Source organism: Nocardioides seonyuensis, from assembly GCF_004683965.1.
Classification (GTDB): Bacteria; Actinomycetota; Actinomycetes; order Propionibacteriales; family Nocardioidaceae; genus Nocardioides; species Nocardioides seonyuensis.
The window spans coordinates 2036692-2061349 of sequence record NZ_CP038436.1; the positions used below are offsets into that span (position 1 = coordinate 2036692).

The window sequence follows — 24658 nt, forward strand, 5'->3', positions numbered from 1 at the left end:
CCCATGAGCCCAGGACTGCTCGTGGCAGGCACCACCTCCGATGCCGGCAAGAGCGTGGTGACGACGGGCCTGTGCCGGGCCTTCGCACGCCGTGGGGTGAGGGTGGCGCCCTACAAGGCGCAGAACATGTCCAACAACTCGATGGTCTGCGAAGGCCCGGACGGTCGCGGTGCCGAGATCGGACGTGCCCAGTGGGTGCAGGCGCTGGCCGCCCGCGCCACCCCTGAGGTGGCGATGAACCCCGTGCTGCTCAAGCCCGGCGGCGATCGCCGCAGCCACGTGGTCGTCAACGGCCGGCCCGCCGGCACGATCGACTCGAAGAGCTGGGTGTCCGGGCGCACCCACCTGCGCGACGCTGCGTGGGCGGCGTACGACGACCTGGCCTCGAGGTACGACGTCGTGGTCGCCGAGGGCGCGGGCAGCCCGGCGGAGATCAACCTCCGCAGCAGCGACTTCGTCAACATGGGGCTCGCCCGGCACGCGGGCCTGCCCGTGGTGGTCGTCGGCGACATCGACCGGGGCGGGGTGTTCGCCTCGTTGTACGGCACCGTGGCGCTGCTCGAGGCGGCCGACCAGGCGCTCGTGGCTGGCTTCGTCATCAACAAGTTCCGTGGGGACGAGCAGCTGCTGCGCCCTGCGATCGACGAGCTCCGGTCGCTCACGGGACGCCCGACCTACGGCGTCCTGCCGTGGCACCCCGACCTGTGGCTCGACTCCGAGGACGCCCTCGACCTCGACGGCCGACGCGCCCCCGTGGACACCGCGCGCCTGCGGGTCGGAGTCGTGCGCCTGCCACGCATCTCGAACTTCACCGACGTGGACGCGCTCGGTCTGGAACCGGCGGTCGACGTGCGCTTCGTCTCGGACCCGCTCGCTGCCAGCGACCTCGACCTGCTCGTGCTGCCCGGAACCCGCTCGACCCTCGCCGACCTCGCGTGGTTGCGCGGGCGCGGCCTGGACCGGGTCGTGCTCGAGCATGCGGCGGCGGGACGCCCCGTGCTCGGGATCTGCGGCGGCTTCCAGATGCTCGGGCGGCGCATCGAGGACCCCGACGGGGTCGAGGGCGAGGCGGGTGCGACCGCCGACGGGCTCGGGCTGCTCGACGTGTCGACGGTCTTCGGGGTCGAGAAGGTCCTGCGACTGCCCACCGGCAGGGCGCTGGGGGCCGAGGGAGGCGGCTACGAGATCCACCACGGCCGGGTCTCCCGTGGACCGGGGGTGGAGGAGTTCCTCGGGGGCGCGCGTCAGGGCGGGGTGTTCGGCACGATGTGGCACGGCGGCCTCGAGTACGACGACCTGCGCACGGCGTTCTTGGCGGCCGTGGCGGAGTGCGTGGGTGTGGCGTGGCAGCCCTCGGGCGCCTGCTTCACCGACGCGCGGGAGGCCAGGCTCGAGCTCCTGGCCGACCTGCTCGAGGAGCACCTCGACGTGGAGGCGCTGCTGGAGCTCGCGCTGGTGGGAGGGCAGCACGAGGGACCCGGGCTTGAGCCGGGTCGGAGTCGTTGACCGCTAGGCGTACCAGCCGCTCTGGATCGCGAAGGCGTTGAGGAACAGCAGCGCGACCAGCACGACTCCGACGACGCGGTTGTCACCGAGGAGCTTTGTCATCTTCTCAACTTGCCCGATCGCGAGGCTTCGCAAACCCCACACTTCCTAGAGATCGTCCGGAGAAGTGTCGAAGTTGCCTCATGAGCCCCGCGGACCACGTAAGGCGCAGAAATGGATGAAGTTGAGGGGAATCGACTCAACTTCTGGCGCGTTGGAGCCAGTGGGACCACAGTGGTCCCGTGCCAGGACCTCGTCCTCCCTCACCGGGAGGCCGCCCTGCTCGCCACTGACAAGGAGATGACGTGAGCCAGTTCGGCGCCGACAAGTTCACCACCCGCAGCCGCCAGGCGATCGAGGCCGCCCAGCTGGCGGCCACCACTGCCGGCAACTCCCACACCGAGCCGATCCACCTCCTGGTCGCGCTGCTGCGCGAGGAGGAGGGCACCGCCCGCAACCTGGTCTCCAAGGCCGGGGTCGACGCGGCCGCGCTCACCGCAGCGGCCGAGGCGCGCGTGCAGCAGCTGCCGAGGGCCAGCGGCGCGACCGTCCAGCAGCCGTCGGCCTCCGCGGCCCTGACCCGCGTCCTGGCCGCAGCGCTCGACCTCGCCCGTGGGATGAAGGACGACTACGTCGCCACCGAGCACCTCCTGATCGCCCTCGCGACCGTCGAGTCCGGTGCTCGCTCCGTGCTGACCGACGCGGGGCTGACCGAGGCCGGCCTGCGCGAGGGACTGACGGCGGTGCGTGGCGACCGCCGCGTCACCAGCCCCGACGCCGAGGACACCTACGAGGCCCTGGAGAAGTTCAGCGTCGACCTCACCGAGGCCGCGGAGCAGGGCCGGATGGACCCGATCATCGGCCGTGACGCCGAGATCCGCCGGGTGATCCAGGTGCTGAGCCGTCGTACCAAGAACAACCCCGTCCTCATCGGCGAGCCGGGCGTCGGCAAGACGGCCGTGGTGGAGGGCCTCGCCCAGCGCATCGTCGCGGGCGACGTGCCCGACAGCCTCAAGGGACGCCGCGTGCTCAGCCTCGACCTCGCCGCGATGGTGGCGGGCGCGAAGTACCGCGGTGAGTTCGAGGAGCGCCTCAAGGCCGTGCTCGAGGACATCAAGTCCGCCGGCGGCCAGGTCATCACCTTCATCGACGAGCTCCACACCGTCGTCGGCGCCGGCGCCGGGGGCGACTCCGCGATGGACGCCGGCAACATGCTCAAGCCGATGCTCGCCCGCGGCGAGCTGCACATGGTCGGCGCGACCACCCTCGACGAGTACCGCGAGCGCATCGAGAAGGACCCCGCCCTGGAGCGCCGCTTCCAGCAGGTCTTCGTCGGCGAGCCCAGCGTCGAGGACACCATCCAGATCCTGCGCGGCATCCAGGAGAAGTACGAGGCCCACCACGGCGTCCGCATCACCGACGCCGCACTCGTCGCCGCCGCCACCCTGAGCGACCGCTACATCACCGGCCGCCAGCTGCCCGACAAGGCCATCGACCTCATCGACGAGGCGTCGAGCCGACTGCGGATGGAGATCGAGTCCAGCCCGGAGGAGATCGACGCGCTCCGGCGACACGTCGACCGGCTCAAGATGGAGGAGTTCGCGCTGGGCCGCGAGTCCGACGAGGCCTCCGCCGAGCGGCTCGCTGCGCTGCACGCCGAGCTGGCCGACGCCGAGGAGGAGCTGCGCGGGCTCGAGGCGCGCTGGGAGCGCGAGCGCTCCTCGCTCGAGGACGAGGGCGAGCTGCGCCGTCGGCTCGACGCGGTGCGCGTGCAGGCCGAGAAGCTCCAGCGCGAGGGCGGCGAGGAGAACCTCCGCCAGGCCTCGGAGATCCTCTACGTCCAGATCCCCCAGCTCGAGAAGTCGCTGGCCGAGTCCGCGGCCGCTGAGGCGACCGCCGAGCCGCTCGTCGGCGAGGAGGTCGGCGCCGAGCAGATCGCCGACGTGGTCGAGGCCTGGACGGGCATCCCGACCGGCCGGCTGCTCCAGGGCGAGACCGCCAAGCTGCTCGAGATGGAGTCGGTGATCGGTGCCCGGCTGGTCGGCCAGCGCGAGGCGGTCGCCGCGGTGAGCGACGCCGTACGACGCTCGCGTGCCGGCATCGCCGACCCCAACCGGCCCACGGGCTCGTTCCTCTTCCTGGGCCCGACCGGCACCGGCAAGACCGAGCTCGCCAAGTCGCTGGCCGACTTCCTCTTCGACGACGAGCGCGCGATCGTGCGCATCGACATGAGCGAGTACTCCGAGAAGCACTCGGTCTCCCGGCTGGTCGGCGCGCCTCCCGGCTACGTCGGCTACGACGAGGGCGGGCAGCTGACCGAGGCCGTTCGTCGGCGCCCCTACAGCGTCGTCCTGCTGGACGAGGTCGAGAAGGCCCACCCCGAGGTCTTCGACATCCTGCTCCAGGTGCTCGACGACGGCCGCCTCACCGACGGTCAGGGCCGCACGGTCGACTTCCGCAACACGCTGCTGATCCTGACCTCCAACCTGGGCTCGAACTTCCTGGTCGACCCGCTCCTCGACCCCGAGGCCCGCAAGGAGTCGGTGATGGGCGTGGTCCGCTCGTCCTTCAAGCCGGAGTTCCTCAACCGGCTCGACGAGATCGTCATGTTCGACGCGCTCACCAAGGACGACCTCGCCCACATCGTCGACCTGCAGCTGGGGCTTCTCGAGAAGCGGCTGGCGGTCCGGCGCATCACCATCGAGGTGACCGACGCGGCGCGCGCCTGGCTGGCCGAGACCGGCTACGACCCGGCGTACGGCGCCCGGCCGCTGCGACGGCTGATCCAGTCGGCGATCGGCGACCCGCTCGCCCGGATGCTGATCGGCGGCGAGGTCACCGATGGTGGCTCGGTCACCGTCGACGTCGGCGAGGACGGGCTGGTCCTGCAGCGGGCCTGAGTGTGGGTCGGCTGAGCTCGGTGGCTGGGTCAGTCCTGTCGGCCGCGGCGGGACCGATCCAGCCACCCGCCGCCCCAGAGCGCCCACAGCACCAGGAGCGGCTGGAAGAACAGTCGGACCAGGCGCTTGCGGTCGGTGTCGAGCCCGAAGGCGTCGGTGCCCTCGACGTACTGCGCGATGTTGCCGGGGAAGATCGCGACGAAGAAGGCCGCAAGCAGGCCGCCGACAAGGCGCTGCTGCTTGGGCAGTGCGATGAACGCGGCACCGAGGGAGATCTCGACGACGCCGGACGCGACGACGGTGAGGTCCTCGTCGATCGGGAACCAGCTGGGCACCTGAGCCTGGAACTCCTGCCGCTGGGTCGTCAGGTGCATGACGCCCGCACCGACCATGGCGGCGCCGAGAGCCAGTCGCCCGATGGTGCGTGCGGGTGAGCTCATGCGACTCACTGTAGGGGGAGCACCTTGCCGGGGTTCATCAGTCCAGCGGGGTCGAGTGCCTGCTTGACCGCCCGCATCAGGTCGACCTCGACGTCGCTCTTGTAGGACGCCGCGGTCGCCGCCTTGCCCGAGCCGAGGCCGTGCTCGGCGCTGATCGAGCCGCCGAGGGCGACCGTGGCGTCGTGGACGAGGGTGGAGAGCTGCGCGGCGTGCGCGAGGAACTCGTCCGGATCGAGCGAGGCGGGACGGCTGAGGTTGTAGTGGAGGTTGCCGTCGCCGACGTGCCCGTAGATGACCGGCCGCACGCCCGGCAGCGCTGCTTCCAGGGCGGGCGCGAGTCGGGAGACGAGGTCGTCGAGGGAGGAGATCGCCACCGAGACGTCGTGCTTGATCGTCGGGCCGAGGGACTCCTGGGCCTCGGAGACGCGTTCGCGCAGGGACCAGAGGCCGGTGCGCTGGGAGGCCGACCCGGCGATGGCCGCGTCCAGCACGAGGTCGGCCTCGACGGCCGCCCCGAGCGCGTCCTCGAGCGCGGAGCCGACGTCGGCGCCGGCCGGTCCGGCGAGCTCGACCAGGCCGAACCAGTCGGCCTCCGAGGTGAGCGGGTCGGGCACGCCGTGGGCGACGACGAGCTCGAGCGCGGGCCGCGACACGAGCTCCCACGTCGAGAGCCAGTCACCCGCGTGCTCGCGCAGCACCGACAGCAGCGAGGCGGCTGCCGACACCGACGGGAGCGACACCCAGGCGGTCGCCCGGGACGGCGTGGCCGGCTGCAGGGCGAGGACCGCGGCGGTGACCACGCCGAGGGTGCCCTCGGCGCCGATGAAGAGCTGCTTGAGGTCGAGGCCGGTGTTGTCCTTGCGCAGCGAGCGCAGCCCGTCCCACACGCGACCGTCGGGGAGCACCACCTCCAGCCCGAGGACCTGGGCCCGCATCATGCCGTAGCGCAGCACGGCCGTGCCTCCGGCGTTGGTGGAGATGTTGCCGCCGACCGTGCAGCTGCCTTCGGCGGCGAGCGAGACCGGGAACAGCATGCCCACGGACTCGGCTGCGGACTGGAGCTCCTGCAGGACGACGCCCGCCTCTGCGGTGATGGTGGCGCTGCCGGCGTCGAGGGAGCGGATCGCGCGCATCCGGTTGAGCGAGAGCACCAGCTGGGAGCCGTCGTCGGAGGGGACCGCGCCGCCGCACATGCCCGTGTTGCCGCCCTGCGGCACGATCGCGACCCCGGAGTCGTGGGCCAGCCGGACCACCTCGGAGACCTCGGCGGTCGAGCCGGGCCGGACCACGGCCAGGGGGGTGCCGCGGTAGGCGCCGCGCCAGTCGACGGAGTACGACGCCAGGTCGTGGGGGTCGGTCAGCACGTGGGAGGCACCGATGGCCTCGCCCAGCCGGGCGATCAGGTCGGTCACGGGTGGGACTCGGCTCGGGCGATGAGACCCTCCAGCTCCCGGGTCACCTCGTCGGGTGCCTCGAGCATGGCCATGTGGCCGCTGTCGGGGAGCTCGACCATGCGCGCACCGGGGATCATCTCGGCGAGCTCGCGCTGGAAGACCGGGGGGATCAGGCGGTCACGGCCGGGGTTGATGGTCACCACGCTGGTGCACTGCATCGCCGGCACCGCCTCTCGCTCGTCGTGGCTCATCACCGCGGCCAGCGCGATGGCCGCGACGTCGAGACGGTTGCGCCAGGCCGCCCCCGTCGTGACGGCCAGCGCCCGGTCGTCCGCTTGTGGGGCCACGGCCGTCAGACGGCTGAGCAGCAGCGTCGGGCCGACGCCGAGCCGGCGGACGTCGGTCTCGGGCAGGCGGCCGAGCGTCGCGAACGTGCGCACGGCGTTGCGTCGCAGGAACCGGTGCAGGGGCTGGAGCGCGTCGGGGATGCCGAACGTCGCCTGCTGGCTCAGCGGGCCGGCCCCGGTCGCCACGAGGAGCACGCCGTCGACCCGCTCCTTGATGGTCGAGAGGTGGGTCTGGGCGAAGCCCATGATGGTCATGCCGCCCATCGAGTGGCCCACCAGCACGAGGCGGCCGGTGGGAGCGGTGGCTCCGATGACGGCGGCGAGGTCGCCCGCGAGCTGGCGTACGCCGCGCTCGGAGGGGTCCATGCCCGCCCATCCCGACCGGCCGTGACCCCGCTGGTCGTAGAACACGCGGCGCACCCGGGAGCCCTCCAGCGCCTCGCGCTGCCGGTGCCACGTGGTGAGGTCCATCAGCCAGCCGTGGCAGAACACGACGGTGACGTCGGCGTCGTCGGGACCGTCGACCTCGACGTGGAGGACGGTCCCGTCGGTGGCCAGGACCTCGCGGGCCTGGCCTCCCCGTCCGGTCGCGTCGTCGAGGCGGGCAGCGCGCCCGGGCGCGCTGCGATGGGCCGAGACCAGCCATCCCGCCATCCCTGCGGCGAGGGCGCCGCTGCCGAGCAGCGTCATGACCGGAACGGATCTCGTCAGCACGCCGTCAGGGTAGGGCACTGCCGTCACCACCGGCTTGAGAGACTGGCACCGTGAGCTCCACGACCGAACAGCGTCCGCCCCAGGTGACCATGGCCGCCTGGATGGTGATCATCTGCTCCGTCGTGGTCGTGCTGACCGTCTGGGAGCAGATCAGCGGCCTGCGGTCGCTCGAGACCCGCGAGTCGATCGAGGCGTTCCTCGCCGAGCCGTTCGCCCAGGGCCTCGGCCTCGACGTCGAGTCCGTCATCCGGTTGCTCCGCGTCAGCGCGATGGTCAGCGCCGGTCTGGCCACAGCCGCCGCGATCCTCGGCTGGCACGTGATGCAGCGCAACCTGGCGGCACGGCTGGCGCTCACGATCGTGGCCCTGCCGCTGTTCGTGACCGGCATGACCTCCGGGGGCTTCGTCTCGTCCCTCGTCGCGGCCGCCGTGGTGATGCTGTGGCTCTCACCGGCGCGCGAGTGGTTCCGCACCGGTCGCTGGACACCGCCCGCACCGCCTCGTGAGGCTCGGGATGACGAGCGGCCCGCGGCCCGGCCTACGCCGCCGCCCGTGAACGCTCCCGGCCCACTCGTGCCGCCCCACTCCGCGCAGCCGAGGCCGGCAGCCGCCAGCGCCGGGCTCCATGACCGGCCCGCAGCGCTGGTGTCCGCCTTCGTGGTCACGGTCATCGGGGCCGGGCTGGTCCTGGCCGTGGTGGGGTTCTCCGTCATCGTGATGGCGTTCTCGCCCGACCTCCTGACCGCCGAGATCGAGCGTCAGCGGCCCGATATGCTCGAGGGCAGCGTCAGCCTCGACCAGCTGCGCTCGGCCACCCTGGTGGTCGGCGCGCTCTGCATGGCCTGGTGCTCGGCGGCGCTGCTGTTCGCCGGTCTCGCGATGGCACGCCGCAGGTGGGCCCGCACCGCCCTGCTCGTCACCGCCGCGGCCAGCGCCGGGGCCTGCGTGCTGTCGGCGTTCTACACCCCGGTGTCCCTCGTGCCGGGCCTCGCGTCCATCGCCACCGTCATCCTCCTGCGTCGCCCCGAGGTCCGGGCGTGGTTCAGGTGACCCGCGTCGTGATGGGATGACCCCATGAGCGACCAGCAGCCCCCGCCCGAGCACCCCTCCGGCCAGCCGACGCCCCCGGAGAACCCCTACGGTCAGCCGGCCGGGTCGCCGACGCCCTACGGACAGCCGGCGGGCTCACCGAACCCCTACGGCCAGCCCGCCCCTCCGCAGAACCCCTACGGACAGCCCGCGGCGCCGCAGGACCCCCACGGCCGGCCGATCGAGTCGCAGGACCCCTACGGCCAGGGCCAGGCGGGCCACGCTGACGAAGCAGGGCAGGCGGGCCACTCGTGGCAGGCCCCGACGGGCTACCCCTACCCGCCCGCGCGGCACGGCGACGCCCGTCCCGCGACCGTGACCGCGGCCGGCTGGATCACCATCGTGCTCTCCGGCCTGAGCGCACTGCTCTACGCGTTCATCGCCCTGATGTTCTTCGTCGCGCGCGACCAGGTCGTCAACGAGCTCGAGAGGCAGCCGGAGTTCCGTGACCTCGACGTCGACCTCGACTCGATCGTCGGCGCGCTGGTGGCCGTCATGCTGGTCCTCACCGTGTGGTCCCTGGTCGCCGTCGTGCTCGGCGTCTTCGTGCTGCGCCGCTCCAACGTCGCGCGCATCCTGCTGGTGATCTCCTCCGCGGTGGTCGCCCTGGGCGCGCTCCTGTCCATCCTCAGCGGCATCAGCGCCGTGTGGCTCGTCGCGACGCTGCTGGTGATCGTGCTGCTCTTCGTCGGCGGGGCGGGCGACTGGTTCGCCCGGCGCGGCACCCCTGATCCCTACGCGCCGGCGAGCCATGACAACCCTCCGCCGGCCTACTGACGTCTTCGTCCTCGGGAATCGCCCCGCCAGACGGTCGCCGGGGTGAAATCAACGTTACTTTCACGGCGAGGTGCACGACGTCGCTGAGAAGCGGGGCCGATCAAGGGCGGGCCGGTCTCAGCGCGACAGGTCAGCGGTCTCGAGGCGACGCACACCGTCCTCGATGACGGCCGCCTCCTTGCAGAACGCCCATCGCACCAGGTGGCGGCCGGCGTCCACGTCGTCGTAGAACCCCTGGGCCGGGATGGCGACCACCCCGGCGCGCTCGGGCAGGGCGAGGCAGAACTCGCGGCCGTCGGCCCAGCCCAGGTGGGCCACGTCGGTGGTCGCGAAGTAGGTGCCCTCGGGGACGCGCGGGTCGAGTCCCGCCCGGCCGAGCCCGTCGCACAGCAGGTCGCGACGCCCCTGCAGGTCGCGCGCGAGCCGGCCGGGCCAGTCCGGCTCGTGGTCCAGCGCATGGGCGACCGCCGGTTGCAGGGGCGAGCCGGACATGAAGGTCAGCCACTGCTTGACCGACAGCACCGCGTCGACCAACGGAGCCGGCCCGGTGGCCCAGCCGACCTTCCACCCGGTGAGCGAATAGCTCTTGCCGACACTCGACAGGGTCAGCGTGCGCTCGCGCATGCCCGGCAGCGTGGCGATCGGCACGTGTCCCTCGGTGGACTGCGCGTCGTCGAAGACCAGGTGCTCGTAGACCTCGTCGGTCACCACCAGCAGGTCGTGCTCGATCGCGACGTCGGCGACCGCCTGCAGCTCCGCGCGCGTCAGGACGGTGCCCGTCGGATTGTGGGGGCTGTTGAGCAGCAGGACGCGGGCGCGGGGGCCGACCGCGGCCCGCAGCTCCTCCACGTCGAGCCGGAAGTCGGGGGCGCGCAGGGTGACCGGGCGTCGTACGCCGCCGCACATCTCGATCATCGCCAGGTAGCTGTCGTAGTAGGGCTCGAGCACCACGACCTCGTCACCCGGGTCCACCAGGCCGAGCAGGGCGGCCGCGATCGCCTCGGTGCATCCGGTGGTGACCACCACCTCGGTCTCGGGGTCGAGCTCGATCCCGTAGTGACGCTGCTGGTGCCGGGCGACGGCGGCACGCAGGGGCGCGATCCCGGCGCCGGGGGTGTACTGGTTGGCGCCGTTCCGGAGTGCCTCCGCGGCGGCTGCGACCACCGAAGGAGGACCGTCGACGTCGGGGAACCCCTGCCCCAGGTTGAGTGCTCCGGTGCGCACGGCGAGGCTCGACATCTCGGAGAAGATCGTCGGAGGGATCGACGCGACGCGGCTGGCCAGCGAGAAGTCGGTCATGCCTCGACGATAGGCGTCGTACGACGACAGCGAGGCCGTGCCGTCGTCCTGACCGGCACGGCCTCGTCTCGTCGCAGCGTGGTGGGTGTCAGCGCACCTTGCGCTTGTTGGTGCGCTTGACCAAGGTCTCGTAGCCCTTCTTGCGCGCCTTGATCTTGGCGTAGACCTTCTTGCCGCGGTCGGCGCGACGCAGGCGGTAGCTCGCCTTCTTGGCGCCCTTGATGCGCTTGTTGCCGCGGTACCAGGAGTACTTGACCTTCTTCGCCTTCGGGCGGATCTTGGTCTTGACCTTGAGCACCCGTCCGACCCGCGCCTTGCCCTTGACGACGGCACGGCGCTTGCGGAAGAGGGCCTTGCCCATCGGCGGCGTCGGGGCGCTCGCCAGCGAGAGCGGACCGTAGTGGGTCGCCGAGCCGGTGACCAGCACGGTCATCGTGCGGCCGATCATCCACTTGGTGACCTTCAGCGTGCGGCCGGTGCGGCCCTTCATGGGCTCACCGTCGGCGTACCACTGGTAGCTCAGGGCGGTCTCGGCGGGCAGCCAGGCGCCCGCCTCGATCTTGAGCGTCCCCCGGAACCGGGGCGATCCGGTGATAGTCGGCGCGGTGCCGTAGATCCGCTCCTGGCGGAACTGGGCGACGAAGCCGAACTTCTCGCTGATCGCGCGCGCGTTGTTGGCCAGGTCGGTGCCGGTCGGTCGGCCGTTGTAGCTGACCGCAGGGTTGCTGAAGTAGCCGATGCGGGTGCAGTCGAAGCCGGCGTTGGCGCAGGCGGTGTTGTAGGCCATCACCGTGCGGGTGCGGGCGGCCAGGTCGACGTAGCCGCGGGCGTAGGGTGCCGAGCCCTCGGGGCTCTCGGCTGCGCCGGCGTCGTGCTCGGCGCCGAGGTTGTGGCCCACCTCGTGCGCGAAGGTGAAGTTGTCGGTCGCGCACGAGCGGAACAGCGCGGTGAAGCCGTAGGCGGCGTTGGGCGACACGTAGCCCAGGCCACACGTCAGGTCGGGCGTCCCGCCGACCCACAGGGACACCAGGTCGGCGTGGTTGATCTCGCGGTGGAGGTGGGCCTCGTCGAAGTAGCCGTCGTTGGGAGTCGCGAGGCGACGGAGGTCGGTGCTGAGGTTGCCGCCGGTCTCCACGGTCGGGGTCTCGATGTGACCGGCCATGCGCAGCTGGTAGGGGACGTTGGAGGCTGTCAGCGCCGCGTTGGCCTGGGCGAACCCGCTCGCGACGTGGGCCGACAGGGCCTCGGGGCTGCCGGCCTCGAGGCGGGCCCCAGCGGTGGTGACGACCAGGACGTCGACGACGTTGCCGACGTCGGCCGCGGTCGGCGGCTCGGCGTCGGGGGCGGTGTCGCGCGGTGCCGACGGCCTCGCGTCGACCTCGGCCTCTTCCTCGACCTCCGCCCCGGCAGGCGGCTGGACCTGGTCGTCGGCGGTGAGGTTGCGCTCGCTCGCCTCGGTCACCCGGTAGGTGGCGGGGGCGACCTTGTTGACCTCGAACGCGCCCTCGTCGGTCTGCAGGGAGACATGGAAGGTGTCGCCGACCCGGGAGGCCGTCCAGCTGCCTGCCTCCTCGTCGAGGAGACCCGTCCACGTCGTCGCCTCGCCGCTGCGGCCGACGGAGTCGACCTCACCGGTGAACGACTGTCCGGCGAAGACCTCGAAGGAGACCCGGTCGCCCTCGGTGCTGCCGGCGAGCGCGTCCTGCTCGACGGTGACGAAGCGGGACCGCTCGGTGTTGGCCGGCTGCTCGCCCCGGGTCTTGGCCGGGGCAGGGGCCGCTTCGAGCACGGCGACGGCGTCGGCGGGACCCTCCGGCGCCGCCCCCGCGATCGCCGGTGTCGTCGCGACGACGAGTCCGAGCATCGCGGCGATGGCCGCGACGCGTGTCTTGGGCATGGTCATGCGTGTTCTCCCCCTGTGGGCGGCTGGTGCTCGACTGTCGGGGAAGGTCCTTCCCCACGAGGAGAACACTTACACACGATTCCCGGATGGAGCGCGGCACACGTCATGCCCGTGCCCACGGCGGACCGCCTTCCTTGGAAGAATGCCCGCCATGACCAGCGCTGACCCTGACCTCGCCGCCGACATCGACGCCCGCTGCCGCCTCACCGGTGAGTTCACGCTCCGGTCCGGGCAGGTTGCCGACACCTACTTCGACAAGTACCTCTTCGAGTCCGACCCGGCGCTGCTCGCCCGGGTCGCCGACCGGATGGTGGAGCTGCTGCCGGAGGGCACCGAGCTGCTGGGCGGCCTCGAGCTCGGTGGCGTCCCGATCGCGACCGCCGTGAGCGCCAGGACCATGCTGCCGGCACTCTTCGTCCGCAAGAAGGCCAAGGAGTACGGCACCTGCAAGCTCGCCGAGGGTCCCTCGGTGGAGGGCCGACGGGTCACCCTGATCGAGGACGTCATCACCACGGGGGGAGCTGTCCGCGACGCGGTGCGCGAGCTCCGGGCGGCGGGCGCCGTCGTCGACGTCGTGGTCTGCGCGATCGACCGCTCGCCCGCGGGGGAGAACCCGCTCGACGACGTCGGCCTCGAGGTGCGCTCGGTGCTCACCCGCGCCGACCTGGACGCGGCGTCCCACCGCGCTGGCTGAGGACGCGTCTCGCCTCGCTGGTTGAGGAGGTCGCGCAGCGACCGTCTCGAAACCCGCGGTCCCTCAGACGTCCTCGCCCATGATGTCGCGGTCGGGACCGCCGTCCTGGGGGCCGATCTCGGCGCCGGGCGCGTTGGTGCGCTTGTGGCGCCACCACTCGAAGACGATCGGGATGACCGAGAAGGCGACGATCACCAGGATCAGCTTGTCGATCTGCTCGCCGAGGCTGGGGAACGCGTCGCCGAGGAAGTAGCCCAGCAGCATGATCGACAGGACCCACAGCACGGCACCGACCAGGCTCCACAGGAAGAAGCGGTGGCGTGGCATGCGCGTCACGCCGGCCACCACGGTGACGTAGGTGCGCACGAACGGCACGAACCGGCCGATGACCAGCGCCTTGTTGCCGTGCTTGTCGAAGAAGGCGGAGGTCTGGTCGAAGTACTTGCGCTTGATGATCCGCCCGTCGCGCTCGTAGAGGGGCGGGCCGAGCTTGCGTCCGATCTCGTAGCCCGACACGTTGCCGAGGAATCCCGCGACGACGAGCGCGGACATGGCGATCAGCAGCTCGACGAACGGCGGTCCGGGGAACAGGTCGAGCTGGCCGGTGGCGATGAAGAGGCCGAGCGCGAAGAGCAGGGTGTCGCCCGGCAGGATCGGGAAGAACAGCCCGCACTCGACGAAGACGATGAGCAGGCTGATCCAGAACAGCTCCGCACCGAACCGGTCGAGCAACCAGTTGGGATCCATCCAGTCGATGCCCAGCAGGAGAGGAGTCGTCAGCAGCTGCAGGGCCGCCGGCATGTCGAGGAGCGCGGTCACGCGCGCCACCCTATGGGGCGGCTCCTAGGGTTCTGGCATGCCAGACGAGGAGCGGGCTCCCTACGACCCGATGCCGCACGGCCCGGCCGAGGTCGGGGTCGGCCCCTGGGAGGGCGAGTGGCCGACCGGCGAGCAGTACGACGCCGGGCTGCTGCGTGGCGGTGACCGGCGCAACGTGGTCGACCGCTACCGCTACTGGTCGCTCGAGGCGATCGTCGCCGACCTCGACACCCGGCGGCACTCCTTCCACGTCGCCATCGAGAACTGGCAGCACGACTTCAACATCGGCACGATCGTGCGCACCGCCAACGCGTTCCTCGCGGCCGAGGTGCACATCGTCGGCAACCGCCGCTGGAACCGTCGCGGCGCCATGGTCACCGACCGCTACCAGCACGTCCGGCACCATGCCGACGTCGCCGCGCTGGCGTCGTACCTCCACGGCCTCGAGCACCCCGTGCGCCTGCTCGGCATCGACAACCTCCCCGGCAGCCTCCACCTGGAGACCATGGCGATGCCCGAGCGGGTGTGCTTCCTGTTCGGCCAGGAGGGGCCGGGCCTCTCGGAGCAGGCACGCGAGGTCTGCGACGGCACCTTCTCGATCGCCCAGTTCGGCTCCACCCGGTCGATCAACGCCAGCGCGGCCGCCGCGATCGCGATGCACTCGTGGGTCAGGCTGTACGCCGACCTGTCCGGCGACGCCGCCTGGCGCGGGTGAGCGCCTGAACTTCCACTCGTGCGAGTGGAAATTCATGGGGAGGGGAAGAGACGTCCACAATGGTTCGATGCGAACCAGGAGCACAGTCGCCTCCTTCTCGATGCTCCTCCTCGTCCCGGGGGCGGTGGCGGTGCTCCCGCCGACCGGCGCGGGCGCGACGGCCTACAGCGCGGTCGTCGAGCGCGGGCCGGCCCCGCAGACCTGGCACGTGGGACCGGACCGTGCGCTGAAGACGCCGAGTGCCGCCGCCGCGGTGGCCGGCGACGGCGACACCGTGCTGATAGCCCCCGGCACCTACGTGGGAGACGTCGCCACCTGGACCCAGGACGACCTCACGCTGCGCGGCGACGGTGGTCGGGCCCACCTGCGAGCCGGCGGCAAGAGCGCGCAGGGCAAGGCCATCTGGGTGATCGCGGGGGACCGCACCACCGTCGACAGCATCGAGTTCAGCGGCGCCACGGTCCCCGACCAGAACGGCGCCGGCATCCGCCAGGAGGGCGCCGGGCTCACGGTCACGCGCAGCTGGTTCCACCACAACCAGAACGGCATCCTGACCGGGGCCAACCCCGACAGCGACATCGTCATCCGGCGCTCACGCTTCTTCCGCAGCGGTGCCGGCGACGGCTACACCCACAACCTCTACATCGGTGCCGTGCGCTCGCTGACCGTCACCGGCAGCTACCTGTGGGGAGCCGACGTCGGCCACGAGCTCAAGTCGAGGGCCGCGAGGAACACCATCGTCGGCAACCGGATCACCGACCGGGACGCCACCGCGAGCTACTCGATCGACCTCCCCAACGGCGGCCGGTCGCTCGTCGCCGGCAACGTCATCATCCAAGGGCCTCGCTCCGAGAACTCCGCACTGGTCTCCTACGGCGCCGAGGGCCTCACCAACCCCTCCCGCATCCTGTGGGTCGTCAACAACACCCTGGTGAACCGTCGCCCCGCCGGCACGTACGTCAGCCTGGCCGAGGGCAGTCGAGCCCGGCTCCGAAACAACCTGCTGGTCGGCCCCGGCGACCTGACCGACCACGCCGATGCCCGGGCGAGGACCAACCCCAGGGTGGGCACGGACCACTTCGTCGACCCCGGGCGCGACGACTTCCGGCTTCGGGCAGGCTCGTCGGCGGTCGATGCCGGCGCGCCCGTCCCGAGGAAGTGGCGGGCACGCTGGGAGTACGCCCACCCGACCAGGCAGGTGCGACGCCCCGTCATCGGCCGCCTCGACGTCGGTGCCTTCGAGCAGCGCTGAGTCAGTCCGCCGCGGTGTCGGCAGCGGCGGGGCCGTCGAGCAGGGCGGCGTCGAAGTGGCCGACGACGCGTCGCTCGTAGGCCTCGGCCTCGTCGTGGATCGCGTTGGTGTGGCCGGCGTCCGGCAGGGTCCACAGCTCCACCGGCTCGCGGGCGGCCTCGGCGTAGACGCGCGTCATGGCGATCTCCGTCGGGTAGCCCCCCGCCGCCACGAAGAGGAGCGGGGTGGGCGAGACCCGGGGAGCAAGATCGCGCAGCGCGGGGCCGGGAGCGGTGCCGGACAGAAGCTGGACGGTCCCCAGCACCGGGGCCATGGCCACCTTGTTGAAGACGTCGCCCGCGAGGACGTCGGCGAGCGAGGAGGCGGTGGTGCCGTCCGCGACGATGGCGCCGAGTCGCCGGTCGTTCGCCCCCACCTCGAGCAGGACGTCCGCGCCGGTCGACAGCCCCAAGGCGCCGATGCGGCCGTCCTCCACATCGGCACGGTCGGTCAGGAAGTCGATCGCGCCAGCGACATCACGGTCCCAGTCCCAGCCGTAGCCGTTCGGGCTGCCCTCGCTCTCGCCGGACCCGCGGGCGTCGTAGAGCAGCACGCCGTACCCATGCTCCGCCAGCAGCAGCCCGTGCGCGACCGATCCGAGCCGGTCTCCCCCGGCGCTGTTGACCAGCACGATCGCGGCACCGTTGTCCGACGGCGAGTACCACCCGGACAGCTCCAGACCGTCGGTCGACTCGAGGCTGACCGGCGCGAAACCGTCTGGTGGGGCATCGATCTGGTCGCGGAACAGGTGGGTCTGGACGATCCCCACGCACACCGACAGCACGACGAACTGCATGGCCACCGCAGTCACGACGACGGTGGCGACCCGCACTGCCCAGCGCCGCCAGGGGTCGAGCCCCCGCTCGCCGCGGTGCAGGTACGGCAGCGCTGCGGCCTGGAGGAGGAGCACGACGCCCGCCGCCGCGGCGAGGAGTCCCGTCACGTCGCTGCCCGAGACCTCGCCGGAGAGCACGTGCACGACGTGGAGGCCCCCGTTGGTCACCGTGACCGAGCCGACGACCAGGGCGAGTGCCGCGCGGACGCCGGTGCCGCCGCGACGGAACACCAGCAGCGCGAGCCCTGCGCCGAGGGCCACCGCGAGCAGCGCGGGGAGGTGCTGGTCGACCGGCACGCCGGGCTGGCGGTTCAGCACCGCGTCGTCGAGCGCGTGCAGCAGGCCGACGGCGGTGGCGGCGGTGAACACGCGCAGCGCTGGGTCCGTGGACGGGCTCGGCCGGCGTCGCGCGTTGGGCAGGCCGTGGCGTGAAGGACGTGTCTGGAAACCGGTCGAGGAGGTCATGGTCCGACGCTAGGAACGCGAGGCGGAGGTGACGATCGGGTCCTCCGCACGGCCTGGATGTCCCGGCCACATCCTGCGGGCGGGAAACCACCTCGGTGAGGTGCGGTCACCACCATTCGGCGTTGGTGTCGCGTCCGGGACGCTGGGTGGAGGAGGTGTGGTGGTGGCCGACGTGCGAGTGCTGGTCGTCGACGACCAGCAGCCCTTCCGTGAGGCCGCCGCCGCGGTCCTGCTCGCGACGGAGGGGTTCGCGCTCGTGGGCTCGGCCATCGACGGGCCGTCGTCGCTGGCGGCGGTCGAGCGGCTGCGACCGGACCTGGTGCTGATGGACGTGAACCTGCCCGGCATGGACGGACTGGAGGCCACCCGGCGCATTCGCGCGGCCGGCGCGTCTCCCGCGGTCGTGCTGGTGTCGACCTATGCGCTCGGTGACCTGGGTGCAGATCCCCTAGCCGCCGGTGCCGACGCCTACGTCACCAAGGCCGACTTCGACTCCGAGTGCCTCCGCAGCCTCTTGACCATCGTCCGGAGACGCACGCAGGGGTAGGCGCAGCGTCATGACCGCGCGGTCCTCGGCCTCCGTCACGCTCATGGTCCCGTCGAGTGCGGCCACGCGGTCGTGGACGTGCTCGATCCGTGACGGAGACGGAGGCGGGGACGGCCCCGTCACCTCCACCTCCAACGTGTCGGCACCCTGCCGCAGCGCTACCTCGCCGGGTCCGTCCTGCTCGCGCAGCAGCTCGACGACGCAGAAGTACGCCGTGCTCTCGACGCGTGGTGGCAGGCGATGGACCACATTCCTGGTCTGCACCGTCCCCGCGCCGGCCTCGCTCAGGTGGGCGGTCAGCGCCGCCACCAGTCCTCGTCTCTCGAGCTGGGTCGGGAACACGCCACGGGTCAGGCCGCGCAGCGACTCCAGGGAGGTCCTGGTGAGGGCTGAGGACTCCGTCAGGAGCGCCTCCGCGTCACGCCTGTCGCCCTCGCCGGGCAGGTCGCGTCGCAGGAGGTCGGCCAGGCTGTCGCGCACCACGCGCAGGTGGGGGACCACGGTCCGGCTCATTGCCGCCTCGAACCGACGCCGCTCCCCGTCCTGGGCCAGCGCGAGCCGGTGCGTCGAGGCCTCGAGCGCCACCGTGCTCTCTCGCAGCCGACGGACCTGGTGGGTGAGCGCCGACTCGAGGTGCACGTTGCGTAGGGCGCGGGCCAGCTGGGCCGCGAAGTCCTCGAGGAGCCGGAGCTCGTCCGACTGCAGCGACGTGCGCGGTGGCATCGTCACCGAGAGCTGACCGAGCGATCCCTCAGCGTCAGCGATCGGCAGCGTGGTGGTGTCGCCCAGTCCACGTGGCGCCTGTTCCGGCCAGGTCACCTCCTGCACGGCCCGGTCAGCCGTGCCGACCACGATCGTGGCCTGTCGTGCCCCGACGGCGCGCGCCACGCTCTCGGCCACACGACGCAGGAGCGGCTCGGTCCCGTAGGACTCCTGGAGCCGCTTGCTGAACTCGGCCAGCTCGACGTAAGGCGCCGCCCGTCGGCCGTGGACGAGCCGAGCCGCCAGGTGCTCGGCCCGCTCGCGGACCGGTTGCACCGCCAGCGCGACCAGGGCGGTCGCGACCAGGGACGGCCAGAAGCGATCGCGTGACAGGGGGAGTGCGGTGCCGATGAGGACCACCACGGTGACGTAGCCGAGGAACACGAACCCGGTCAGGATCGTGAGCGTGATCGCGCGGTTGAGGAAGAGATCGATGTCGTAGAGGCGGTAGCGCAGGATGGCCACGGCCGTGAAGACCGGCAGGCAGGCGTAGCTGGCCATGAGCGGTTGCTCGCGCACCCAGGTGGGCGCATCCAGGACGGCGGCGAGGGTGTTGACCGACATGCCCGCCAGCAGGACGGCAGCACCGAGCACCATGAGGTGGAGCTGCTGGCGTTCGTCACCTCTCGCCCGGCGCAGCCGCACCCACATCGAGAGCAGCCCCGCGAGCACGCCGGCGAAGACCGCCACGGACGACGCGACCAGGAGAGCGGTGAGGACGGGCCCCGGTTCACCCCGGAGCTGCCCTCCGGGGTCCAGGTCGCCGGGGCTCACGGTCATGACGGCGACGACGTGAGCGAGCAGCCCGGCGACGGTCAGCCACAGCGCCCAGGCCCAGGCACGCGAGGTCAGGCGCCCGTCCGGGGCAAGGAGGAACAGGACCGCCAGGAGCGAGACCACGAACACGCCGCCGGTCTGGACGGAGAGCCAGATGGCGACGGGGCCGGCGGGTGCGCCCTCGAGACTGCCGGACACCGCGCCGTACCCGTAGTCGCCGAGGGCGACGCCGAGCTCGCTGAGGAGCTGTCCCACGAGGAACAGCCAGCCGATGGGATGGCTGGGGTAGCGGCTGATGATGAGGACGCCGACGAAGGCGCCGCCGAGGGCGCCGAGCGTCACCAGGGGGAAGCCCTCCGCCATCACCTCCTCGCTGAAGAGGGGCCGGTCCTCGACCACCAGCACGACCACGTGGAGCACTGCAACGATCACGGTGAGGCCGAAGAGGATCCAGGCCAGACGTACGCGCATCTCAGGTCCCCCCGCCCGGCTCGCCCGATCGGGGACGCGGGACGTGCACAGCGATGCGGGTGCCCCCGCCGGGTCGTTCGCCCAGGACGAGGCGCCCTCCGACAGAAGTGGCCCGCTCGGAGAGATTGGCCAGGCCGCTGCCCCGATGCGCCCCCGGCGCTATGCCCGACCCGTTGTCCTCGACCGCCACTGACACCTCTGCGGGCCCTGCCTCGAGCAGGAGGTCGATGTGTGTGCCGGCCGCGTGCTTGGTGGCGTTCTGCACGGCCTCGAGCGCGCAGAAGTACAGCGTGGCCTCGACGCCTCCCGGGAGCCGGGGCATGGGTCCGCTGTGGACCAGGACCGGCACGGGGTTGTCCGCGGTGGCCGCGCCGAGGGCCGCGGCGAGCCCCTCCTCGGCCAAGGTCGCCGGTAGCAGTCCCCTGGCGAGGTCGGTCAGCGTCTGGATGGCGTTGTCGGCGGCGACCAGCTGTTGCTCCATGACCTCCCGGGCGCGCTCCGGGTCCGTCCTCACGTGCACCGCGGCCAGCTTGAGGTTGATCGTCAGCGCGACGAGCTGCTGCTGGGCGCCGTCGTGGATGTCCCGCTCCAGTCGGCGACGCTCGGTGTCCTGGGCGGTGACGAGGGCAATGCGCGCCCGGCGCAGCTCGCGCTCCCTGGCGGTGAGCTCCTGCACACGCTGGGCCAGCTCCTCGCGCAGCTGTGCGGACTCCAGCACCATGCCGGCTTGTGCGGCGAGCCCCCCCAGCAGGCGTTCAGCGGTGGAGGTCAGGGGCCGGTCCTGACGTCCCATCACGCGGAGGACGCCGAGCGGGCGCCCGGCGTGGGCGACCGTCACAGCGTGGACAGCACCCTGCGTCCGGTCGTCGTAGAGCCGCGGGGCCGGCTCGTCGACGACGGCCTCGGGCGGGTGCGTGGCCAGCAGGCGGAGCTCGTCCCCAACCAGGACCCACACCTGGGCCCACTCGAGGGCGAGGCCCTGCGCCAGCATGCGGGCGACCAGGGCAGGGGCCCGCTCGCCCGGGTCGGAGTCCGCGACACGGGAGAAGTCCGCCAGGACGTCGTACGGCGACGTGGTGTCGCCGAGCTGCCGCGCCCGCGCCCTCTCCGCCCGCGCCCGCACGCGCGGGGCCGCCCCCGCGACCAGGGCAGTCGCCAGGATCGAGAGCGGGAGGCTCGGTGACTCGGTACGGCCCAGGAGCGCGCCACCCCCCAGCACGACGGCGAGGTAGATCACCAGGACTGACCCGGCCGCTGCGCCCCAGCCCGCGGCCGCTGCTGACAGCGAGCCCTGGTGCCCCACGACCGTGTCCCGGCTCATCCCCCGAGTGTGCTCCCGCCGCGGCCGTCCGGACAGGCGTCTTCCCGCCCCCACCCGGGCCGGTTGACCGCCGGTGGTGGTGCGGAGCGCCGTACGGGGAGTGTGAGGAGGCGCGGCGGGCAGCCACGCCGAGAGTGCGCGGGACCCCCTGCCCCGACGGGACGTGGTTGCGTGGAATGGGCTCATCCGGTCGACCGGCCGGTCTCGTTCCAGCCAGGAGATCACTCACATGTCAACACTCCTCACCGCCTCCCCTGGCACGAGCGCAGCCGCCACGGCCGCCCGTGCCACGGGCGTCACCAAGGCCTACGGCTCCGGCGACGCTCAGGTGCTGGCGCTCGACGACGTCAGCGTCTCCATCGAGTCGGGCCGCTTCACCGCCATCATGGGGCCCTCCGGGTCCGGCAAGTCCACCCTGCTCCACGTGCTGGCCGGGCTCGACCGGCCGACCGCGGGGCAGATCTTCATCGGCGACGTCGACATCACCACCATGAACGATCGTGAGCTGACGCTGCTCCGGCGTGACCGCATCGGGTTCATCTTCCAGGCGTTCAACCTCCTGCCCACGCTCACGGCGGCGGAGAACATCGCCCTGCCCTCGAAGATCGCCGGCCGCAGGCCGGACCCCCTGTGGGTCCAGTCGATCGTCGAGACCGTGGGCCTGGGCGAGCGGCTCGGCCACCGCCCCTCGGAGCTCTCCGGTGGACAGCAGCAGCGCGTCGCCGCGGCGCGAGCCCTCGCGACCAAGCCCGAGATCGTCTTCGCCGACGAGCCGACCGGCGCCCTGGACTCACGATCGGGGGAGCAGCTGCTGCAGTTCCTCCAGCACGCCGTCCGAGAGATGACCCAGACCGTCGTCATGGTGACCCACGACCCGGGTGCGGCGGCCCACGCCGACCGGGTCCTGTTCCTCAAGGACGGCGACATCGTCGACGAGATGGCGAGCCCCACCTCGGACGAGGTCCTCGACTACATGAAGCAGCTAGGAGCCTGAGGCATGTTGAGTGCCACGATCAAGGGGATGCTGGTGCACAGGCTCCGGCTCTTCCTCACCGTCACGTCCATCGCGTTGGGTGTGGCCTTCCTGTCCGGCACGCTGATGATGAACAGCAGCATGCAGCGGGCCTTCGACGGGCTCTTCCAGAGCATCAACGCCGGCACGGACACTGTCGTGCGGGGTGCGGTCGAGGGCGAGCAGCCCGCTCCGGGCGAGCCGCGACCAGCGGTGCCGGCCTCGGTCCTCGAGGACGTCCGCGGCATTGAGGGCGTCACGGCTGCGGAGGGGGTGGTCGAGGGCTACGCCCTGCTGACCGACTCCGACGGCAAGCCGATCCAGCCGGCTGGTGCGCCGACGCTCGGCATGACGCTTCCCTCCGACCCGTCCCTGCTGGGGGAGACCGAGCTCCGAGCCGGTCGAGCGCCGTTGCGCCCCGACGAGGTCGCGGTCGACGCCAGCTCGTTCGAGAAGGGCGGCCTCGCCCTCGGTGACGAGATCAGCGTGATGTTACAGGGGCCGGCCAGGACGTTCACCGTCGTGGGCGCCGTCGGCTACGGCGAGGCCGACGACCTCGGGGGCGCCACTGCGGCTTACTTCGAGGGGCGCACCGCCCAGGCGCTGCTCGGCAACGAGGGCTCGTTCGACTCGATCGTGGTCAAGGCCGAGGACGGTACGTCGGACGACGCTCTGACGCAGCGGATCGGTGCGGCCCTGCCCGCCGGGCTCGAGGCCATGACCGGCAAGGAGGTCGCCGACGAGCAGACGGAAGCCGTCACGGGCGGTCTCGGCTTCATCACCATGGCGCTGACCGGGTTCGCCGGCATCGCGCTGTTCGTCGGCTCCTTCATCATCTGGAACACCTTCTCGATGCAGGTGGCACAGAGGACCCGCGAGCTGGCGTTGCTGCGGGCGATCGGTGCCACTCGGCGTCAGGTGCTACGCACGATCGTCGTGGAGGCCGCGGTGCTCGGGGCCGGCGCCTCGGCACTGGGTCTGCTGCTCGGGGTGGGCATGTCGCGCGCCCTGACGGGCCTGATGGGGCTCTTCGGGCTGTCGATGCCGTCCGCACCGCTCCGGGTCGAAGCGAGCACGATCGTGATCGGGCTCGTCGCCGGCACCCTCATCACGGTGGCCGCGGCCGTGGCGCCTGCCCGTCGCGCGACCAAGGTGTTGCCCGTCGAGGCGCTGCGCGACGCGACGCCCACGGCGGAGCGCTTCTCCAGGGTCCGCCTGGGAGTCGGCGCGCTGCTGATCGCAGCCGGCGTCGGGGTCCTCGCCGCGGCCCTCTTCGGCCCCGCTGACGCCCTGATGATCCCGGTGGGCGTCGTGGCCGCGATCCTCGGCCTCACCACGCTCGCGCCGCTGTTCATGCGGGGCCTCGCCGGGGTGATCAGCTGGCCCCTGCTCAGGCGGGGCGTGCCCGGCGAGCTGGCCCGGCAGAACGCCATGCGCAACCCCAGGCGGACCGCGTCCACCGCCATGGCCCTGGTCATCGGGCTCACGATGGTTGCGACGGTCGCGGTGTTCGCCGCGTCCTTCAAGGCCTCGTTCACCGACGTCCTGTCCAGCTCGACCAACGCCGACCTCTACGTGCTGACTCCCAGCAGCCAGTCCAAGGGCTACAGCCCTGAGGTGGTCGACATGGTGCGGCACGTCGAAGGGGTGGAGAGCATCTCGCCCACCTCCAACGGCAAGGGGGAGTTCGGCGACGCCGAGGCGGCGTTCACCTCGATCGACCCTGCGACGGCGGCGGATGCCCTGAACCTGGGGATGGTCGACGGAGCCGTGACCGACCTCGCCGATGACGGTGTGATCGTCAAGGACGCCGTGGCCGAAGCGCACGGCTGGGAGGTCGGCGACGTGATCCCAGGCTCTTTCCCGGGCGCCGAGAGGGCTCGGCTCGAGATCCAGGGCACCTACGAGGCGAAGGGCATCGTGAACACCGACTACGTCATCTCGGGCGACGCGCACACGACGTACTTCCCCGACCGGCTGGCCGGCACCGCCATGGTGCTCGTGGCCGACGGTCAGGACATCGAGGTCGTGGAGGACCGCATCGCCGGTGTGATCGCCGACCAGCCGGACGCGACGGTGATGACCCAGGGTGAGTTCGAGGGTGAGGCCAGCGCGGTCATCGACCAGATGCTCGGCCTGGTGACGGTGCTCCTCCTGCTCGCCGTGGTCATCGCCCTGCTCGGGATCGTCAACACGCTGGCGCTGTCGGTCTTCGAGAGGACCCGTGAGCTCGGACTGCTCCGCGCGGTGGGCATGACGCGAGGTCAGGTGCGGGCGATGGTCCGGTGGGAATCGGTGGTCATCTCGGTGATCGGCGCCCTCGTGGGGGCCGGCCTGGGCATCGCGCTCGGCGTGGCGCTGACTCGGGCGCTGGCCGACCAGGGTCTCGAGAAGATCGCCATCCCCGGTGACCAGCTGGCGTTGTACGTCGTGGCCGCGGCCATCGCGGGAGTGCTCGCCGCCATCGGCCCCTCGCGGTCGGCGTCGAAGGTCGACGTGCTCCGGGCCGTGGTGACCGACTGACGTCCGCCGCCTGGTCCAG

At 71.8% G+C, this 24658-nt stretch carries 19 protein-coding genes; 10 read left to right on the forward strand and 9 right to left on the reverse strand.

The features are described 5' to 3' along the window. Window positions 1-3: 3 nt before the first annotated feature. Window positions 4-1506 carry a cobyric acid synthase gene (locus EXE58_RS09905; protein WP_135267727.1) on the forward strand — a complete coding sequence of 501 codons (1503 nt, stop codon included), beginning with the start codon at window positions 4-6 and terminating at the stop codon, window positions 1504-1506. Window positions 1507-1850: 344 nt separating this feature from the next. Then, on the forward strand, window positions 1851-4445 hold the full coding sequence (gene clpB / locus EXE58_RS09910; protein ID WP_135267728.1) for an ATP-dependent chaperone ClpB: 2595 nt from the start codon (window positions 1851-1853) through the stop codon (window positions 4443-4445). A gap of 29 nt (window positions 4446-4474) precedes the next feature. On the opposite strand, the gene EXE58_RS09915 is transcribed toward clpB, so the two are convergent. Genes EXE58_RS09915 through EXE58_RS09925 form a run of 3 tightly spaced genes read right to left on the reverse strand, consistent with a single transcriptional unit; the run spans window position 4475 to window position 7340 of the window. Continuing rightward, window positions 4475-4885 (reverse strand): DoxX family protein, encoded by a 411-nt coding sequence (locus EXE58_RS09915; protein ID WP_135267729.1) that lies wholly within the window; start codon window positions 4883-4885, stop codon window positions 4475-4477. 5 nt (window positions 4886-4890) lie between these two features. Next, entirely contained in the window at window positions 4891-6297 is a 1407-nt protein-coding gene (locus EXE58_RS09920; RefSeq protein ID WP_135267730.1) for an FAD-binding oxidoreductase, read from the reverse strand. Further along, entirely contained in the window at window positions 6294-7340 is a 1047-nt protein-coding gene (locus tag EXE58_RS09925; protein WP_135267731.1) for an alpha/beta fold hydrolase, read from the reverse strand. Before EXE58_RS09925 ends, EXE58_RS09920 begins: the two co-directional genes overlap by 4 nt. A gap of 50 nt (window positions 7341-7390) precedes the next feature. Here EXE58_RS09925 and EXE58_RS09930 point away from each other — a divergent pair, with 50 nt between their 5' ends. Then, window positions 7391-8389 carry a hypothetical protein gene (locus EXE58_RS09930; protein ID WP_135267732.1) on the forward strand — a complete coding sequence of 333 codons (999 nt, stop codon included), beginning with the start codon at window positions 7391-7393 and terminating at the stop codon, window positions 8387-8389. Window positions 8390-8413: 24 nt separating this feature from the next. Further along, on the forward strand, window positions 8414-9205 hold the full coding sequence (locus EXE58_RS09935; RefSeq protein WP_135267733.1) for a hypothetical protein: 792 nt from the start codon (window positions 8414-8416) through the stop codon (window positions 9203-9205). A gap of 117 nt (window positions 9206-9322) precedes the next feature. Here EXE58_RS09935 and EXE58_RS09940 read toward each other — a convergent pair whose 3' ends face one another. Together EXE58_RS09940 and EXE58_RS09945 are read right to left on the reverse strand one after the other, a co-directional pair. Then, window positions 9323-10504: a pyridoxal phosphate-dependent aminotransferase gene (locus EXE58_RS09940; protein ID WP_135267734.1), complete on the reverse strand. Its 1182-nt coding sequence runs from the start codon at window positions 10502-10504 to the stop codon at window positions 9323-9325. Between the two features lie 88 nt (window positions 10505-10592). Beyond that, window positions 10593-12407, reverse strand: coding sequence for a M12 family metallo-peptidase (locus EXE58_RS09945; RefSeq protein ID WP_135267735.1), 1815 nt, complete (start codon window positions 12405-12407; stop codon window positions 10593-10595). A 151-nt stretch (window positions 12408-12558) separates the two neighbouring features. On the opposite strand from EXE58_RS09945, the gene pyrE reads away from it, so the two are divergent. Further along, window positions 12559-13101 carry an orotate phosphoribosyltransferase gene (gene pyrE, locus EXE58_RS09950; protein ID WP_135267736.1) on the forward strand — a complete coding sequence of 181 codons (543 nt, stop codon included), beginning with the start codon at window positions 12559-12561 and terminating at the stop codon, window positions 13099-13101. A 63-nt stretch (window positions 13102-13164) separates the two neighbouring features. Here pyrE and EXE58_RS09955 read toward each other — a convergent pair whose 3' ends face one another. Further along, window positions 13165-13920 carry a DedA family protein gene (locus EXE58_RS09955; RefSeq protein ID WP_244242171.1) on the reverse strand — a complete coding sequence of 252 codons (756 nt, stop codon included), beginning with the start codon at window positions 13918-13920 and terminating at the stop codon, window positions 13165-13167. Between the two features lie 37 nt (window positions 13921-13957). Between EXE58_RS09955 and EXE58_RS09960 the strand changes: the two genes are divergently transcribed. After that, window positions 13958-14635, forward strand: coding sequence for an RNA methyltransferase (locus EXE58_RS09960; protein ID WP_167288786.1), 678 nt, complete (start codon window positions 13958-13960; stop codon window positions 14633-14635). 67 nt (window positions 14636-14702) lie between these two features. Continuing rightward, entirely contained in the window at window positions 14703-15887 is a 1185-nt protein-coding gene (locus EXE58_RS09965; protein ID WP_135267737.1) for a right-handed parallel beta-helix repeat-containing protein, read from the forward strand. A 1-nt stretch (window position 15888) separates the two neighbouring features. On the opposite strand, the gene EXE58_RS09970 is transcribed toward EXE58_RS09965, so the two are convergent. Then, window positions 15889-17226: an alpha/beta hydrolase gene (locus tag EXE58_RS09970; RefSeq protein ID WP_135267738.1), complete on the reverse strand. Its 1338-nt coding sequence runs from the start codon at window positions 17224-17226 to the stop codon at window positions 15889-15891. A gap of 163 nt (window positions 17227-17389) precedes the next feature. Between EXE58_RS09970 and EXE58_RS09975 the strand changes: the two genes are divergently transcribed. Continuing rightward, window positions 17390-17773, forward strand: a complete 384-nt coding sequence (locus EXE58_RS09975) for a response regulator transcription factor (protein ID WP_208543964.1) — start codon at window positions 17390-17392, stop codon at window positions 17771-17773. On the opposite strand, the gene EXE58_RS09980 is transcribed toward EXE58_RS09975, so the two are convergent. Continuing rightward, complete coding sequence (locus EXE58_RS09980) at window positions 17675-19783, reverse strand: histidine kinase N-terminal 7TM domain-containing protein (RefSeq protein WP_135267740.1); 2109 nt, start codon at window positions 19781-19783, stop codon at window positions 17675-17677. The genes EXE58_RS09975 and EXE58_RS09980 overlap by 99 nt on opposite strands. 1 nt (window position 19784) lies before the next feature. Further along, window positions 19785-21104 carry a GAF domain-containing sensor histidine kinase gene (locus tag EXE58_RS09985; RefSeq protein WP_167288788.1) on the reverse strand — a complete coding sequence of 440 codons (1320 nt, stop codon included), beginning with the start codon at window positions 21102-21104 and terminating at the stop codon, window positions 19785-19787. A 229-nt stretch (window positions 21105-21333) separates the two neighbouring features. On the opposite strand from EXE58_RS09985, the gene EXE58_RS09990 reads away from it, so the two are divergent. Continuing rightward, entirely contained in the window at window positions 21334-22098 is a 765-nt protein-coding gene (locus EXE58_RS09990; protein WP_135267742.1) for an ABC transporter ATP-binding protein, read from the forward strand. A gap of 3 nt (window positions 22099-22101) precedes the next feature. Further along, window positions 22102-24639 (forward strand): ABC transporter permease, encoded by a 2538-nt coding sequence (locus EXE58_RS09995; protein WP_135267743.1) that lies wholly within the window; start codon window positions 22102-22104, stop codon window positions 24637-24639. Window positions 24640-24658 lie beyond the last annotated feature (19 nt).

Excerpts from the sequence above, each read along its gene's own strand:
- EXE58_RS09905 (WP_135267727.1), top strand. The coding sequence starts at position 4 with ATGAGCCCAGGACTGCTCGTGGCAGGCACCACCTCCGATGCCGGCAAG.
- EXE58_RS09915 (WP_135267729.1), bottom strand. The coding sequence starts at position 4,885 with ATGAGCTCACCCGCACGCACCATCGGGCGACTGGCTCTCGGCGCCGCC.
- EXE58_RS09935 (WP_135267733.1), top strand. The coding sequence starts at position 8,414 with ATGAGCGACCAGCAGCCCCCGCCCGAGCACCCCTCCGGCCAGCCGACG.
- EXE58_RS09940 (WP_135267734.1), bottom strand. The coding sequence starts at position 10,504 with ATGACCGACTTCTCGCTGGCCAGCCGCGTCGCGTCGATCCCTCCGACG.
- EXE58_RS09945 (WP_135267735.1), bottom strand. The coding sequence starts at position 12,407 with ATGACCATGCCCAAGACACGCGTCGCGGCCATCGCCGCGATGCTCGGA.
- pyrE (WP_135267736.1), top strand. The coding sequence starts at position 12,559 with ATGACCAGCGCTGACCCTGACCTCGCCGCCGACATCGACGCCCGCTGC.
- EXE58_RS09960 (WP_167288786.1), top strand. The coding sequence starts at position 13,958 with ATGCCAGACGAGGAGCGGGCTCCCTACGACCCGATGCCGCACGGCCCG.
- EXE58_RS09965 (WP_135267737.1), top strand. The coding sequence starts at position 14,703 with ATGCGAACCAGGAGCACAGTCGCCTCCTTCTCGATGCTCCTCCTCGTC.
- EXE58_RS09970 (WP_135267738.1), bottom strand. The coding sequence starts at position 17,226 with ATGACCTCCTCGACCGGTTTCCAGACACGTCCTTCACGCCACGGCCTG.
- EXE58_RS09980 (WP_135267740.1), bottom strand. The coding sequence starts at position 19,783 with ATGCGCGTACGTCTGGCCTGGATCCTCTTCGGCCTCACCGTGATCGTT.
- EXE58_RS09985 (WP_167288788.1), bottom strand. The coding sequence starts at position 21,104 with ATGAGCCGGGACACGGTCGTGGGGCACCAGGGCTCGCTGTCAGCAGCG.
- EXE58_RS09990 (WP_135267742.1), top strand. The coding sequence starts at position 21,334 with ATGTCAACACTCCTCACCGCCTCCCCTGGCACGAGCGCAGCCGCCACG.
- EXE58_RS09995 (WP_135267743.1), top strand. The coding sequence starts at position 22,102 with ATGTTGAGTGCCACGATCAAGGGGATGCTGGTGCACAGGCTCCGGCTC.